General features: G+C 60.1%; 9 protein-coding genes. 4 read left to right on the top strand and 5 right to left on the bottom strand.

Going from position 1 to position 14,879, the window contains the following annotated elements:
• Position 1: 1 nt before the first annotated feature.
• The 4 genes from QM007_RS07425 to QM007_RS07440 are packed head-to-tail and all read left to right on the top strand — an operon-like array spanning position 2 to position 5,482.
• A complete protein-coding gene (locus QM007_RS07425; RefSeq protein ID WP_283489374.1) occupies positions 2 to 1,804 on the top strand; it encodes an ABC transporter ATP-binding protein in 1,803 nt (600 codons plus the stop codon).
• Positions 1,804 to 3,024 (top strand): phosphotransferase family protein, encoded by a 1,221-nt coding sequence (locus QM007_RS07430; protein ID WP_283489375.1) that lies wholly within the window; start codon positions 1,804 to 1,806, stop codon positions 3,022 to 3,024. The genes QM007_RS07425 and QM007_RS07430 overlap by 1 nt, the downstream gene beginning before the upstream one ends.
• Entirely contained in the window at positions 3,021 to 4,115 is a 1,095-nt protein-coding gene (locus tag QM007_RS07435) for a phosphotransferase (RefSeq protein ID WP_283489376.1), read from the top strand. The genes QM007_RS07430 and QM007_RS07435 overlap by 4 nt, the downstream gene beginning before the upstream one ends.
• 20 nt (positions 4,116 to 4,135) lie before the next feature.
• Complete coding sequence (locus tag QM007_RS07440; protein ID WP_283489377.1) at positions 4,136 to 5,482, top strand: UDP-glucose dehydrogenase family protein; 1,347 nt, start codon at positions 4,136 to 4,138, stop codon at positions 5,480 to 5,482.
• Positions 5,483 to 5,484: 2 nt separating this feature from the next.
• Here the strand turns inward: QM007_RS07440 and glgX are convergent, their stop codons facing one another.
• From glgX to QM007_RS07465, 5 genes are read right to left on the bottom strand one after another with little or no spacing between them, the layout of a single operon-like run.
• Complete coding sequence (gene glgX, locus QM007_RS07445; RefSeq protein WP_283489378.1) at positions 5,485 to 7,416, bottom strand: glycogen debranching protein GlgX; 1,932 nt, start codon at positions 7,414 to 7,416, stop codon at positions 5,485 to 5,487.
• Positions 7,413 to 8,879 carry a glycogen synthase GlgA gene (glgA, locus tag QM007_RS07450; RefSeq protein ID WP_283489379.1) on the bottom strand — a complete coding sequence of 489 codons (1,467 nt, stop codon included), beginning with the start codon at positions 8,877 to 8,879 and terminating at the stop codon, positions 7,413 to 7,415. Before glgA ends, glgX begins: the two co-directional genes overlap by 4 nt.
• 7 nt (positions 8,880 to 8,886) lie before the next feature.
• Positions 8,887 to 10,185: a glucose-1-phosphate adenylyltransferase gene (gene glgC / locus QM007_RS07455; protein WP_283489380.1), complete on the bottom strand. Its 1,299-nt coding sequence runs from the start codon at positions 10,183 to 10,185 to the stop codon at positions 8,887 to 8,889.
• Positions 10,172 to 12,319, bottom strand: coding sequence for a 1,4-alpha-glucan branching protein GlgB (gene glgB, locus QM007_RS07460; RefSeq protein WP_283489381.1), 2,148 nt, complete (start codon positions 12,317 to 12,319; stop codon positions 10,172 to 10,174). Before glgB ends, glgC begins: the two co-directional genes overlap by 14 nt.
• Positions 12,320 to 12,355: 36 nt before the next feature.
• Positions 12,356 to 14,761, bottom strand: coding sequence for a glycogen/starch/alpha-glucan phosphorylase (locus tag QM007_RS07465; protein ID WP_283489382.1), 2,406 nt, complete (start codon positions 14,759 to 14,761; stop codon positions 12,356 to 12,358).
• Between the last annotated feature and the right edge of the window lie 118 nt (positions 14,762 to 14,879).

The following is a 14,879-nucleotide window of genomic DNA, read 5'->3' on the forward strand; positions in this document are numbered from 1 at the left end:
GATGGCTAAACGCATACAGAAAAAGGCCCTGCGCCGCACCCTTGAACTGGTCGGCACCGATATAAAGCCGCAGAAAACCCTGGCAGCAGGTGGCACTTTAGCCCTGCTCCTTGAGGTTGCCTTTCGTGTGCTTGAACCCTGGCCGCTCAAGTTCGTGGTGGACGCCCTATCGGTCAGCCTCGGTGCTCAGCAGAGCGGCCCCGCCGCGTCCTGGTCCCTTATTATCTGGTGCGGTCTGGCCCTGATTCTCATTGTGGCTCTGCGTGCCTTTACCAACTACCTTGCCACGGTAGCCTTCACCCTGGTCGGTTCCCGTGCCTCGACCCTGTTGCGTGCCCGGGTTTTCAACCACGTACAAGACCTGCACCAGGGCTTCCACACCCGCAACCGCTCGGCAGATACCGTCCAGCGCATCGTGGGTGACGTAGCCAAGCTGCAAGAAGTAGCGGTCACCGCAGGTCTGCCTCTGATGGCTAACATGCTCACCCTGGTCGTCATGCTTATCGTCATGATGGTCATTGACCCGGTGCTGTCCCTGGTGGTCGTGGTAGCTCTCGTCATCTTCCCGCTGCTCTCTCGCGGCACCGCCCGCAAGATCACTCAAGCCTCCCGCCGCACCCGCAAGGCAGAAGGCCAGCTGGCAAATACCGCGCAGGAGTCCCTCTCCTCCATCAAGGTGGTCCAGGCCTACAGTCTGCAGGAGCACATCGGCCAGCGCTTCGTGGTGGCCAACAAGAAATCTTTGAAGGACGGAGTCCGCTCCCGCCGCCTGGCTGCGCGGCTGGAGCGCGGAACCGATGTAATCGTGGGGATTGCGACCGCCGCCGTGATGGTGGGCGGCGCCTGGCGCGTCATGGAAAACCACATGACCATTGGGGATCTGGTGCTCTTTACCACCTACCTCAAAACCACCATGAAGCCCCTGCGCGATATGGCAAAATACACCGGCCGAATCGCCCGCGCTACGGCAAGCGGCGAGCGCGTCGCTGACCTTATGGACGTGGAAAATGACCTCGCCCAGCTTGAGACACCTGAGCCTCTGGGCGAGGTAACTGGTCGCCTGGTCTTCGATGATGTGTATACCGAGTACGAGGGCAACCCCGTGCTGCGCGGTCTGAATCTGACGGTGGAGCCGGGGGAATTTGTGGCTGTGATTGGCCCTTCGGGTGCCGGCAAGTCCACCCTGGTGTCCCTGCTGGGCCGCTCCCAGGACCCGGTCTGGGGTACCGTCAGCATCGACCAGACGACCGTTGCCACCACCGATATTGAGGAGCTTCGCGCCAACATTTCCCTGCTCCATCAGGAGGCTGTGCTCTTTACCGCCAGTATCCGTGACAACATCCGCTACGGCCGGTTCGATGCCACCGACGAGGAAATTGAGGCAGCTGCCCGCGCTGCCCACGCCGCTCCCTTTATCGAGAAGCTACCTGAGGGTTACAACACCATGGTTGGTGAGCGCGGCGGCACCCTGTCGGGCGGTCAGCGGCAGCGTATCGCCATTGCGCGGGCTCTGCTGCGCGATACACCGATTGTGGTGCTCGATGAGGCGACCACCGGTCTTGACCCCGAGTCTGCTGGTCTGGTGATGGACGCTATTGAGCAGCTCGTGGACGGCAAGACCACCCTGGCGGTCACCCACGATACCGAGGTCGCCCTGCGTGCTGACCGCGTGGTCTGGCTTGAGAACGGTAAGGTGCAGCTCGATGGCTCACCGGCTGAGCTGCTTAAGACCAGCAAGGTCTTCCGCACCTGGGTCTCGGCAGGAGAAAAGGACCACAACGAGATTCGGCTGGGAGGTTCATAATGGTTGTTTCAACCACGTCTGCTGCTCTTAATGCAGTCCTTGAGCCCGGCTGGCTCAGTGACCGGGTGGGCCGACCGGTTGAGGCCAAGTCTGTGCGTATTAAGCCGGGTACCTCCCTGTTGGTAGGCTTTCAGGGCACTGGCACTAACGGTGAGGACGCCCCAGGCTGGTTACGGGTGATGTGGCCAGCAGGTGCCAAGAAGGCTGCCCGCCATGAGCTCAAGGCTCAGGCGCTGGGGCTTGACGCGCCGGTGAGCCCGGCCCTGCCGCAACTGGCTCCGGGGTTTTACCCGGTATCAGCTCACGAAGCAGGTACAGCCCAGGCCCGTGGCTTTGAGGCCGGTTCGGTAGTGCAGTTCGGTTCGGTTCTTTCTGACCCCAAGCTCATGGATGTTCTACAGTCGACCGGTGCCCTCAAGCCTCTTGCCGGTGCACATCAGCCGAGCCCGAGCGTCCTGCGGTATAACCCTGCCCGCCGTCTGGTTGTGCTGCGCGGACGCCGGGTGGAGCGGGTGCTCGCCGGTGGTGGGGCACCCGATACCGCGATTCACCGGTTTGTGGGCGACTACCTGCCGGTGCCTCCCCTATTAGAACCGGCTACCGATACTGGCCTACCTGCCCTTGGGTTTGTGGGTACTCGTGACCTCTCAGAGGCACAGACTGAGCAGCAGGCGGCGGCTGCCGGGGAACTCTTTGCCCGGTTACATGCCTGCGTCCTCACCCTGCCCGTTGCCCTCATGCGAGCGCTGGAAAGGAAGGCTCCTTCCTCTGAGGCAGGCAGCAGCGGGTCTCGGCAGCTTTCGGTCCATGCCTCAGTTTTAGAGTCTCTCGATGCGGAGCTAGCTGACAGGTGCCGGAACCTGGCTCGGGCCCTGCCACCAGTTGCCGGTGCCCTGGTATTGCTGCACGGTGATGCGTCACCCGACCAGGTCATAACTGATGACGGGGACCAGCTGTGGCTGACCGATTTTGCCCGGGCTCAGCTGGGGCCAGTGGCTCTCGACCTGGGCTCCTATAGTTGCACCAGCTCGCCGCAGGCTGCCGCCGCCTTTTTAGAGGGCTACCGGGCCGCCGGCGGGGCGAGGATCTCACCCGAAGACCTACTTCTAGGCAGCGCCCATGCACTCGCCCTGCGGGCAGTTGAACCGCTGCGGCAGGCCCGCCCCACCTGGCGTGAAGATATAGCCCGTAACCTGGCACGAATCGAGAACCTGCTATGAAACACTCCCCGGCATTTTCACTAATGCTCACTGCCGTAGGGGGCGATCTGTTGCCACCGGAGCAGACCATCAGACGGGCCTGGCCGGGTAAGGCGGGCAGTTTAACACTTGAAATCACCGATACCCGTACCGGTGAGCTCAGAGCCGGAACAATCGACGCTAGCGGTGAGCTCACTCTGCTCTCCCCTGCCGGCACCGACCCCAAGCTGCCAGAACTTGCCGCAGATAGCTCGGCTGCTGACGCCCAGCTACTGGTGCACAGGGCAGGTAAACGGGCAGTGGTGCGGCACCCGCAGAAAGTTACCAAACATCTCAAGCCCTCAAAGGTTTCCCAGGTGGCTACAGCTTCTGAAGCAGTCGGTAGGTTGGCAGCTGCCAGCGGTTTTTCTGTGGCTAGGGTAGCTGCTACCAGCACCGGTCGCCTAGATTTTTCCCTCCTGCCGGGCAAGTCTCTATTTGACTGGGCTGATCAGGGTCAGGACGCCTGGATCAGATTTACCGAGATCTGGCCAGAATTCTTGGCGTTGGGGGCGCAGGCTTATCGGAGTGGCCAGGAGCTCCCGGCTAGCTCTGACGGCTTCAGCCCAGCCGTGCATGGCAGTGAGCGAGAAGCGCAGGTGCTGGCCCAGTGGAAGGAGCAGGTAGATAGCTTTGGGGCTTTTGTTTCCCTCGCCTCGGGGCAGCTCCTGCTCGAATACATCGACCGTCTCATCGCAGACCTAGCCTCGGGAACTGAGGACGACTACGTTCTGCTACACCGCGACCTTCACGATAAGCAGCTGCTCTGGGATGGTACCTTACTGGCACTGATTGATCTCGATACGGCTGCCTACGGTGAAGCAGCCCTCGACCTTGGCAACCTGCTGGCTCATCTGGAGCTGCGGGCAGTTCAGGGTATCTACTCTCAGGGCTTCTCCCAGACCATCGGTCAGCGCCTCGAATCCCTGGCCTCCGATAGCGGGATCAGCCCCCAACGGCTCGCTCTCTACAGGCAGGCTGCCCGAGCCCGCATTGCCTGTGTCTACAGCTTCAGGCCAAGCGCCCACCGCTGGCTAGGCACCTGGATTGACCACACACTCAACCACCTCTAAAGACTCAAAGGAAACACACCATGAAAATCTCTGTCATCGGCTGCGGCTACCTCGGCGCCGTACACGCAGCAGCAATGGCCCACCTGGGTCACCAGACCATCGGCATCGATGTTGACCCCCACAAAATCGACACCCTCTCAGCGGGTAAGGCTCCCTTCTTCGAACCGGGCTTCCCCCAGCTACTGCGTTCCTCCCTCGACGCAGGTAAACTCAGCTTCCAGCTAGCGCCAGCCAGTGATACCCTCGCCGATGTTGATGTTCACTTTATCGCTGTGGGCACTCCCCAGTCCGAGTCAGGCAAGGCAGCTAACCTTACCTACGTTGAATCAGCCCTCGACATGGTCCTGGAGGCAATCCCAGCCGAGAAAAAAGCAGCGGCTACGCCCGAGCGTCCTGCCACCATCATTGTCGGCAAATCCACCGTGCCGGTAGGCACCGCCAGCCGCCTAGCTGAGCGCGCCGAGCAGGCAGGAGCCGTACTGCTCTGGAACCCCGAATTTTTGCGCGAGGGCTTTGCTGTTCAAGATACCCTGCACCCCGACCGCCTAGTCTACGGTCTGCCCGCAGAACCCCGGGTAGCCCAGGCCGGGGCAAAGGCGCTCGATGCTGTCTACGCACCGCTGCTGGCCGAGGGAATCCCCCAGATTAAAACCAACTACCCCACCGCTGAACTGGTCAAGGTAGCAGCTAACTCCTTCCTTGCCACCAAGATTTCCTTCATCAACGCCATGGCCGAGCTCTGCGAAGCCACTGGTGGCGATGTGACCGAGCTAGCCCATGCCATTGGCTACGACGAGCGTATTGGCAACAAGTTCCTGCGCGCGGGTGTGGGCTTTGGCGGCGGCTGCCTGCCCAAGGATATCCGGGCTTTCATGGCGCGGGCCGAAGAGCTGGGAGTTGAAGATGCGGTGAGCTTCCTCAGGGATATCGACGCCATCAACCAGCGCCGCCGCGACAGGGTCGTCACCGAATCAATTAAGGCCTTCGGTGGAGAGATTGAGGGAGCCCGCATCACCGTACTGGGGGCTGCTTTCAAGCCCAACAGCGACGATATCCGCGACTCCCCTGCCCTGGAGGTCGCTCTACGCCTGGCAGATGCCGGTGCTACTGTAACCATCAGCGACCCCGAGGCCCTACCCGGTGTTGCCGCCCGCTACCCCCAGCTCACCTGTGTGCAGGATCCAGAACAGGCTCTAGTAGGCGCCCAGCTGGTACTGCTTCTGACCGAATGGCAAACCTTTGTAGAGCTCGACCCTGCCCGCGTAGCGTCGCTGGTTGAGCGCCCCCGCATTATCGACGGCCGCAACGCCCTGGATAAGGACGCCTGGCAGTCAGCTGGCTGGGACTACGCAGGCCTGGGCCGGTAGTGCTACCCCGCGGTCTGCGCTGAGAAGACCTTAACTGTCTGGGCATCTAAGGGCAGCTCGCTCTCAGGGGCTGACGAGAGTTCAAGAGCCCATTCAAGGCCCTGAGGGTGCTCAGGCAGTACAAGGTCGCCCTGGTCTCCAACGTTGAAAACCATCAGCAGATAACCTGAGTCGTCATCTCCCACCATCATCTGGAAGCAGTCGAACCCCTCGCTGTGCCAGTCGGTTCCCTCTACGGGGCTACCGTCAGCACGCCACCAGCTCACCCGATCATCGTGCAAGAAAGCGTTCTGGCGCAGCTGGCTGAACCTGCGGCGCAGCTCAACCAGGGAGCAGACATAGGAGGTGAGGTCAGCATCTGCCTGCTGCCAATTCAACCAGGCAATCTCGTTGTCCTGGCAGTAGGCGTTGTTATTACCCTGCTGGCTGTTGCCCAGCTCGTCGCCTGCTAGCATCATCGGTACCCCCTGAGACAGCATCAGGGTTGCCAGCATTGCTCTCACACGCCGGTCACGACGACCGAGGATAGCGGGGTCATCGGTTGCCCCCTCTACACCCAGGTTGTCGCTGTGATTATCGTTGTGCCCGTCCCGGTTATCTTCCCCATTCGCCTCGTTATGCTTGTGGGCAAAGCTTACGAGATCGCGCAGGGTAAACCCATCGTGGGCGGTGAGGAAATTGATGGAGGCGGTTGACGGGCGACCTCTGTGGTCAAAACGGCCGGCGGTACCTAAGAGCGCTGACGCCAGTGAACCGATGGTATCGGTATCGTTGCGCCAGGCGCGGCGTACGCCGTCACGGAAGGCATCGTTCCACTCGCGCCAGGGGTGGGGGAAGTGACCCAGCTGGTAGCCACCGGGACCAATATCCCAGGGCTCGGCAATCATTTTCAGCGAGCGCAGTACCGGGTCCTGGCTGATGGCCTGAAAGAAGGCTGCTTGCGCGCTGAACCCTGTCTCAGTACGACCTAGGGTGGTTGCGAGGTCGAAACGGAAGCCATCGACACCGTAGCGAGTAGCGAAATGACGGAGGGAGTCAAGCACTAGACGCAGGACGTTGGGGTTGCGGACGGCCAGGGTGTTCCCGGTTCCCGTGTCGTTGGTGTAGCCACCGTCGGTGTTGCGCAGGTAGTAGCCGGCGTCGTTGAGACCCCTCATAGACAGTACCGGGCCCTCGCCACCGCCTTCACCGCTGTGGTTGAAGACCACATCGAGAATTACTTCGATGCCCTGCTCATGCAGAGCGTGCACGGCTGCCCGGAATTCGGTGTCGGCTCGTTCACCGTCGCTTTGCCCGGGAGCCTGTCGCTTGGAAGCGTACCGCGGTTCAAGGGCAGAAAAACCGATGGGCTGATAGCCCCAGTAGTTGGTGAGATCTCGCTGCACCAGGTGCTGGTCATCGATAAAGGCCTGCACCGGCAGCAGTTCAAGAGTGGTAATTCCCAGTGAACGCAAGTGCTGAATGATGGCCGGGTCTGCGAGAGCGGCATAGCTGCCGCGCACATCTGGGTCGATATCTGGGTGCAGCTGGGTAAGACCCTTAACGTGGGCCTCATAGATAACGGTCTCATCCCAGGGGACGGCCGGTCGGTTAGTTGCAGGGTTCGGGCCCTGCGGGTTTTCGTCCAGAACAATGCCCTTGGGGACGACCGGTGCGCTATCACCTGGGGTGGCCGCACTCATGAGGGGGTCCCAGCGCAGCGGTGACTCGAGCAGTCGTGCTGCGGGGTTGATGAGTAGTTTCTCTTCTACAAAAGCAGGCGAATCGCCGGTGGCGCGGAAACCGTAGCGGTCTCCCGGGTGCACACCGGCGATATCGCCTACCCAGTGTTCGCCATCTTTGCTGGTGAGTTCATGGCGGGTTTCGTGATTCTGGTTATCGAAAAGACAGAGCCAGACCCGGTTTGCTCCGGGTGCCCATACTTCAATTCTCATTCAATGAGAGTATCAAACATCCTTGCGTACTCGGCTGCTGATTTCTCCCAGCTAACCGTGGTGCTCATCGCTGTGTGACGAAGCTTTCGCCAGGCATCCTCGTCTTGATAGAGGTCAAGAGCACGCCCCAGGGCAAAGCTGAGAGCACCGGCATCGATCACTCCACCCAGGCGGGTGTCACCGAAGGTAAAGCCGGTGGCAGTGCCGTTCTCAAGGTTCTCAGGGGTTGCATCTGTCACCGTATCGCGCAGGCCACCAGTTGCTGCCACAACTGGAATAGCTCCGTAGCGCATGCCGTACATCTGGGTTAGCCCGCTGGGCTCAAAGCGAGACGGTACAAGTACCGCATCTCCGCCGGCATACATGCGGTGGCTCAGTCCCTCGTCATAGCCCAAGCGGACGCCCACAATACCCGGGTAGCGGGCAGCTAGCTGGGTGAGCTCGTACTCGTAGTGGGCATCACCTGACCCGAGAATAGCTACCGCCCCTCCCCGATCGAGGAAGCCGGGCAGGGCGTCGAGGAGCAGATCAATACCCTTCTGATAGGTCAGGCGCGTTACCACAACCGCCAGTGGTCCGGCGGGAGCTTCAAGCTCAAACTCTTCGAGCAGGCGCTGGCGGTTGACGCTCTTATCTGCAGGGTTTGCCACAGAGTAGGGCACGATAGCCGGGTCATTTGCGGGGTCCCATACCTCGGTATCGACCCCGTTAATGATTCCCTCCAGCTCACCGCGGTCACGGCGGGCAGCTACCACGCCCTCAAGGCCGAACCCGAAAGTGGGTGAGGTGAGTTCTTGGGCGTAGCTGGGGCTCACCGTCGTCAGACGGGAAGCGTGCACCATACCCGCCTTTAGGGTTGAGAGCAGGCCGTGGTACTCCAGGGCCTCCGGAGTGAAATCCCAGGTGGGAAGACGCAGATAATCCAGCTGATCAGCACCCACAACCCCCTGGAAGGCAATGTTGTGCACGGTCATCACGGTGGGCACCTGCGCACCGGCATACTTGAGATACGAGGGGGTTAGCCCTGCCTGCCAGTCGTGGGCGTGCACCAGATCTGGCTTCCAGCGGTCGCTGGTACCGTGCTGGGCAATCTGAGAGGCAACCCACGAAAGAGCAGCGAAGCGGACGTGGTTATCCGGGTAGTCTCTTCCGTCGGCAGAGTACGGGCCCCCGTCCCTGTTAAAGAGGTGGGGCGCATCGAGCAGAAGCACGTTCAGACCGTCAATGGAACCTCGCACTACAGTTGCCGGCCCACCAAAGAGGTTCTCATCGCGCCAAACTCGGGTGCCGCGTCCTAGCCTCTCCAAAAGCCCGGGGTAGGCAGGGAGAAGAACCTTGCTCTTCCATCCAAAGGGTTCCAGGGCGGCAGGTAGCGCACCCACCACGTCTGCAAGACCACCCGTTTTTATCAGGGGTGCGCACTCCGAGGCAACCGAAAGTACGCGTTTTACACGACGTGCCATGACTCTTCTACTTTCCTAGAGCTTCTTCACGCTGGTTCAGCATTTTTTGGGTAATGAGAGTAACCCCGCCCGGCGAAACGGTAAACCACTTCGCATCTTCTTCGGGGTTCTCGCCCACAACCAGGTCCTCAGGAATAGTAACATCACTATCGACCACGCACTTGGTCAGATGAGCGTTACGGCCAATGTCAACGTGAGGCAGAATCACAGATTCGGTGACAGATGCGAAAGAGTGGATACGGGCACCGGTAAAGACCAGGGACTTTTCCACACTTGCACCCGAAATAACGCAGTCGCCAGAGATCAGTGACTGCACCGCGGTACCGCGCCTGCCTCTTTCATTGTGAATGAACTTGGCAGGAGGGGTAATTTCGGCGTAGGTCCAAATTGGCCAGTTCCGGTCGTAGAAATCAAGAGGAGGCTCAAAGTCGGTCAGGTCGATATTGGCCCGCCAGAAGGAGTCAATGGTACCCACATCGCGCCAGTAAGCCCGCTTTTCCAGACCACTGGTGATGCAGGAATCGCTAAAGCGGTGAGCAAAAGCCGTACCCTTCTGAACGATCTGGGGGATAATGTCGTGCCCGAAGTCGTGCGAGGAGGTTTCGCTGGCGGCGTCCTCAATCAGCTTCTCGCGCAGGAAAGCCCAGTCAAAGACGTAGATGCCCATAGAAACAAGCGACTCGTCGGGGTTCTCGGGGGTGGACGGCGGATCGGCGGGCTTCTCAAGGAAGTCGACGATACGGCTGTCATCATCCACCGCCATGACGCCGAAGGCACTTGCTTCTTCACGGGGAACGGTCAGGCAGGCAACGGTTACATCGGCATTGGTGCGAACGTGCTGTTCAAGCATGATGGAGTAGTCCATCTTGTAGATATGGTCACCTGCCAGTACCACAATGTACTCTACGCCGTAATCATCAACGATATCGATGTTCTGGTAGATAGCATCGGCGGTACCTAGGTACCACTGGCTCTCAGACACTCGCTGGCTGGCGGGCAGAATATCGAGGTATTCGTTGCGCTCTGCTCTGAAGAAGCTCCAGCCACGCTGCATGTGACGGATCAGGGAGTGCGCCTTGTACTGGGTTGCCACCGCCATCTTGCGGATGCCCGAGTTGTAGGCGTTGGAGAGCGGGAAGTCGATGATGCGGGCCTTACCGCCAAAATGAACCGCGGGTTTAGAACGGCGGTCGGTAAGTTCTTCTAGCCGGGAGCCTCGGCCACCTGCTAGAACAAAGGCCATAGCCTGGCTAGCTAGGCGGTGCGGGGGTAGGGTCGTGCCTTGGGAAGTATCAGGCTGACTCATTGGTGGTGTCCTCTACAAAATAGATAACTGATAGGGGAGGAAGTTTCAGGAGCGCAGATTGTGCTTCGGTACCCTTGGGAACGGGTTCTGTTTCGATAGCACCTGCGTGCCCGCGGTCGCCGCCGTGGTAATGAGCGGAGTCTGTGTTGAGCGCTTCAAGCCAGCGCCCTGGCAGGGGGAAGGGTACACGGTAGCCGTCTCGTTCTACCGGGGTCAGGTTGAGCACGACCACTACGTGGGGGTCGCCGTCCTCTCCCCTGCGAAGCCACGCGTAGACCTGCTCGTCAACTGCGTCGACGAGCAGCCACTGGAAGCCGCGCCCGTCGCAGTCGCGCCGGTGCAGGGCGGGCTGGGAGCGGTAGAGGGAGTTGAGATCTCGAACCAGGTTCAGGACGCCCGCGTGCCCGAGGTCGTTGAGGACGCCCCAGTCCAGCTCCCCCTGGTAGGACCATTCGGAGGGCTGACCAAATTCCTGACCCATGAAGAGGAGCTTTTTACCGGGGTAGGCCCACATGTAGGCCAAGAAGGCTTTGAGATTACCCAGTTTTTCAGCGTGACTACCGGGCATACGCCCGTAGAGGGAACCTTTACCGTGAACGACCTCATCGTGACTGATGGGCAGCATGAAGCGTTCACTGAAGATGTAGGTGAGCCCAAAAGTCAGCAGGTCGGAGTGATACTTACGGTAGACCGGGTCTAGACCGAAATATTTGAGTGAGTCGTTCATCCAGCCCAGGCTCCACTTGTAGTCAAAGCCCAGCCCGTTGTGCTCGGTACTGCGGGTAACCCCGGGGAAGGTGGTTGATTCTTCAGCGATCATGACGGCCCCGTCGCAGTGACGGTTGACGGCGTCATTGGTGGTTTTCAGGAAGTCGATGGCCTCGTAGTTCTCTACGCCGCCGTCCTTATTCGGCACCCACTCCCCGTCCTTGCGGGAGTAGTTGCGGTGGATCATCGATGCCACCGCATCCACGCGCAGACCGTCGAGGTGGTACTCCTGAAGCCAGTAGAGGGCGTTAGACCGCAAGTGCCCGGCTACCTCTGGCCGCCCGTAGTTATAAATCAGGGTGTTCCAGTCGGGGTGGTAGCCCTCTTGCGGGTTCTGGTGCTCGTACAGGGCTGTGCCGTCAAAGCGTGCCAAACCGTGGGCGTCTGAGGGGAAGTGCCCGGGTACCCAGTCGGCAATGACACCGATGCCACGTCGGTGGGCGGCATCCACAAATGCCTGAAAATCCTGGGGCAGGCCATAACGCACCGTGGGGGCGTACATACCCACCGGCTGGTAGCCCCACGATCCATCAAAGGGGTGCTCGGTAATGGGCAGAACCTCGATGTGGGTAAACCCTAGGTCCTCAACGTAGTCGATGAGATCGTGCCAGCCCTCAGCTCTCCAAGACCCTAGATGGACCTCGTAGACGCTCACGGGGGCATCCGGCGCACCCGCCTGGTCTCGGGTAGCCAACCAGTCGGCGTCCTGCCAATCGTGGGCGTCAATATCGCGCACCACCGATGCCGTAGCCGGTGGCAGCTCAGCACCAAACCCAACGGGGTCAGCTTTGAGAGGGAGTACGGTGCCGTGAGCATCTACAATCTCGTACTTGTAGACCGTGCCCTCGCCCAGGCCGGGGATAAAAATTTCCCAGACGCCGGTTGAGCCGCGTGACCGCATGGGGTTGGCGGTACCGTTCCAGTCGTTGAAGGAGCCCACCACCGATACGCGGGAGGCATTCGGTGCCCAGACAGCAAAGTGCACTCCCGGAACCTTCTCATGCTCCATGAGGTGGGCGCCGAGAGCGCGCCACAGCTGTTCGTGGCGCCCTTCAGCGAGCAGGTACTCGTCCATCTCACCAAGTACCGGGCCAAAGCGGTAGGGATCTTCACGCTCAACCTGCTGGCCGCTGGGCCATTCGATACGCAGCCGGTAGTAGGGAACGAGCTCACCCTCAAAGACCGGCAGATCAGCAACTACCCGAACGAGTTCGCTCTGGTCATTGTCGTTGACAGCCCAGACTCGCTGGGCACCGGGTATGTGGGCAACAACCCGGCTGCCATCGTCACTGGGGCCAAGAGCCCGAAAAGGGTCCTGGTGCTTTCCCGCAGCTATTGAGCGGGCTTCTGTTTCTGTGATACTCATACGATTCTCTTGGCTCCAGTAAAGATTGGCCTCTAGCTACAGGGCTGAGTCAATGCCCCATACATCGGTCATGTATTCACGCACTGAACGGTCAGAGCTGAAGTAACCCATACGGGCAACATTCAGAACCGCCATGCGCTGCCAGCGCTCGGTATCGCGGTAGGCTTCCTCAACCTCCTGCTGGGCACGGTCATAGTCGTCAAAGTCAGAGGCGACTAGGAACCAGTCGCCGTTCCACATGTTGTCGACGATATGGCCGAAACGGTAGGGCTCATCGGGGCTAAAGGTGCCTTCGGCTACCGCCTGTAGGATGTCGCGCAGAGCCTGGCTAGCTTCGATAGCGGCGCGGGAGTGGCCGGGCTGGGCTCGGCGCTGAGCGACTTCATCAGTGGTCAGACCGAAGAGGAAGAAGTTCTCTGCACCCACGTGCTCGCGAATCTCAACGTTTGCACCGTCTAGAGTGCCGATGGTCAGGGCACCGTTGAGGGCAAACTTCATGTTGCCGGTACCGGATGCTTCCATACCCGCAGTTGAAATCTGCTCTGACAGATCAGAGGCAGGAATCAGGCGCTCGGCCATGGAGACGTTGTAGTTGGGAGGGAAGACGATGCGCAGCAGGTGGTTGGTCTCGGGGTCGTTATTGACGACCTCGGCAACATCGTTGATGAGTTTAATGATGTCTTTAGCGGTGTGGTAGCTGGGTGCTGCCTTACCACCGAAGATTTTCACGCGGGGCACCCAGCCGGCATCGGGGTCGCGCTTGATGCGCTGGTAGTGGGCGATAGTCCACATGATGTTCAGCAGCTGACGCTTGTATTCGTGCATGCGCTTGACCTGGGAATCAAAGAGCGAGTCAACGGGCAGTTCAATCCCATGTTCTTCCTGCATCCAGTCAACGAAGCGCTGCTTAGCTGCCTTCTTGCTCTCGCCGAATGCCTTGAGGAAGGCGGGATCATCGGCGTAGGGCTCCAGCTCCTTCAAACGCTCAAGGTCGGTCTCCCAGCCCTCACCAATGGTCTCAGTAATCAGCTGGGCCAGAGCGGGGTTAGCCAGTTTCAGCCAGCGACGCGGGGTGATGCCGTTGGTGATGTTGACGATGCGTTCGGGGTGCAGGGCATCGTGAACGGGGAAGAGTTCGGTGCGGACCAGGTCGGTGTGTAGGGCTGATACGCCATTGACACGGTGGCTGGTGGTGAAGGCAAGGTCACCCATATTGACCTGGTCGCCTGAGATCAGGCGGGCAGGGTGAGGTGAGCCTGCCTGAAGCTCAACGAACTTCTGGTCAAGGCGCTCAATAATCTGCAGGTGACGGGGCAGTACGTTGCGCATGAGACCCACGGTCCAACGCTCTAGAGCCTCGGGTAGCAGCGTGTGGTTAGTGTAGCCGAGCACCCGGGTTGACAGGTCTGCTGCTCGGTCAAAATCGAAGCCGTGTTCATCGACCAGAATGCGAATCAGCTCAGGGCCAGCAATCGCCGGGTGGGTGTCATTCATCTGGATGGCGACGTGGCGGTCGAGGTTTTCCAGCGAATCTTGACCTACCAGGTGGCGGCGCACAATGTCCTGAACGGACGCTGAGGTCAGGAAGTATTCCTGAGAAAGACGCAGCTGCTTACCGCCGTCGGTGGTGTCGTTGGGGTAGAGCACACGGCTGAGGCTGCGTGCCATGGCCTCGGGCTCCGCTGCTGCGGCAAAATCACCGGCATTGAAGCGGCCCAGGTCGAAGAGGTCAGCGTTGGGCTTTGCTGCCCATAGACGCAGGGTATTGGCCCACGTGGCGCCGTAGCCTACGACGGGGGTGTCGAAGGCCTGAGCCTGCACGTGAGTGCCGGGGTTCCAGCGCAAAACACCGTTTTCTTCGTAAACCTCGCCACCAAAGCCTACTCCATAGACAGATTCGGGGCGGTCAAAGTCCCAAGGGTTACCGTGGGCAAGCCAGTTTTCGGGGTTTTCCTGCTGACGACCATTCTCAAACGACTGCTCAAACAGGCCGTGCTCGTAGCGCAGGCCATAGCCGTAGGCGGGGCAACCAACGGTTGCCATGGACTCGAGGTAGCAGGCAGCTAGGCGGCCCAGGCCGCCGTTGCCGAGCGCGGCGTCCGGCTCTTCATCCGCCACCTCATTGAAGTCGATGTCGAACTCAGCAAGAGCCTCAACGGCAATATCGCGCACACCGAGGTTAATGGCCAGATCTTCCATGAGGCGGCCGATGAGGAACTCCATAGAAAGGTAGTAGACACGCTTGCGGCCTTCTTCCCAGGTGCGGCGAGTTGAGTTGAACCAGGGTTCAACGGCGAGGTCGCGCAGGGTGTGCGAGAGGGCAATCCGCCAGTCATAGGCGGTGGCATGCTTCGGGTCCTTACCGGTGGTGAACTGCAGGTGCTGCAGGAGCGAGGAGCGGAAGCTTGCTACTGATGGTTCGGGGCGATTGTGTTCTGCCATACACCCCATTTTAGTGTTCAGCTTTTGACAATTTTGTGCCGCGCAACACGAAACGCCGAAACTTCTGCGAGCATCTCTAAGTGTGAGACATATCTATGTAGGGCAACATATTTAGCAG

Origin of the sequence: Rothia sp. SD9660Na, from assembly GCF_030064065.1 — a bacterium.
Taxonomy (GTDB): Bacteria; Actinomycetota; Actinomycetes; order Actinomycetales; family Micrococcaceae; genus Rothia.

Coding starts and splice junctions, on each gene's coding strand:
- QM007_RS07465 (WP_283489382.1), bottom strand. CDS start 14,761: ATGGCAGAACACAATCGCCCCGAACCATCAGTAGCAAGCTTCCGCTCC.
- glgX (WP_283489378.1), bottom strand. CDS start 7,416: ATGAGAATTGAAGTATGGGCACCCGGAGCAAACCGGGTCTGGCTCTGT.
- QM007_RS07440 (WP_283489377.1), top strand. CDS start 4,136: ATGAAAATCTCTGTCATCGGCTGCGGCTACCTCGGCGCCGTACACGCA.
- glgC (WP_283489380.1), bottom strand. CDS start 10,185: ATGAGTCAGCCTGATACTTCCCAAGGCACGACCCTACCCCCGCACCGC.
- QM007_RS07435 (WP_283489376.1), top strand. CDS start 3,021: ATGAAACACTCCCCGGCATTTTCACTAATGCTCACTGCCGTAGGGGGC.
- QM007_RS07425 (WP_283489374.1), top strand. CDS start 2: ATGGCTAAACGCATACAGAAAAAGGCCCTGCGCCGCACCCTTGAACTG.
- glgB (WP_283489381.1), bottom strand. CDS start 12,319: ATGAGTATCACAGAAACAGAAGCCCGCTCAATAGCTGCGGGAAAGCAC.
- glgA (WP_283489379.1), bottom strand. CDS start 8,879: ATGGCACGTCGTGTAAAACGCGTACTTTCGGTTGCCTCGGAGTGCGCA.
- QM007_RS07430 (WP_283489375.1), top strand. CDS start 1,804: ATGGTTGTTTCAACCACGTCTGCTGCTCTTAATGCAGTCCTTGAGCCC.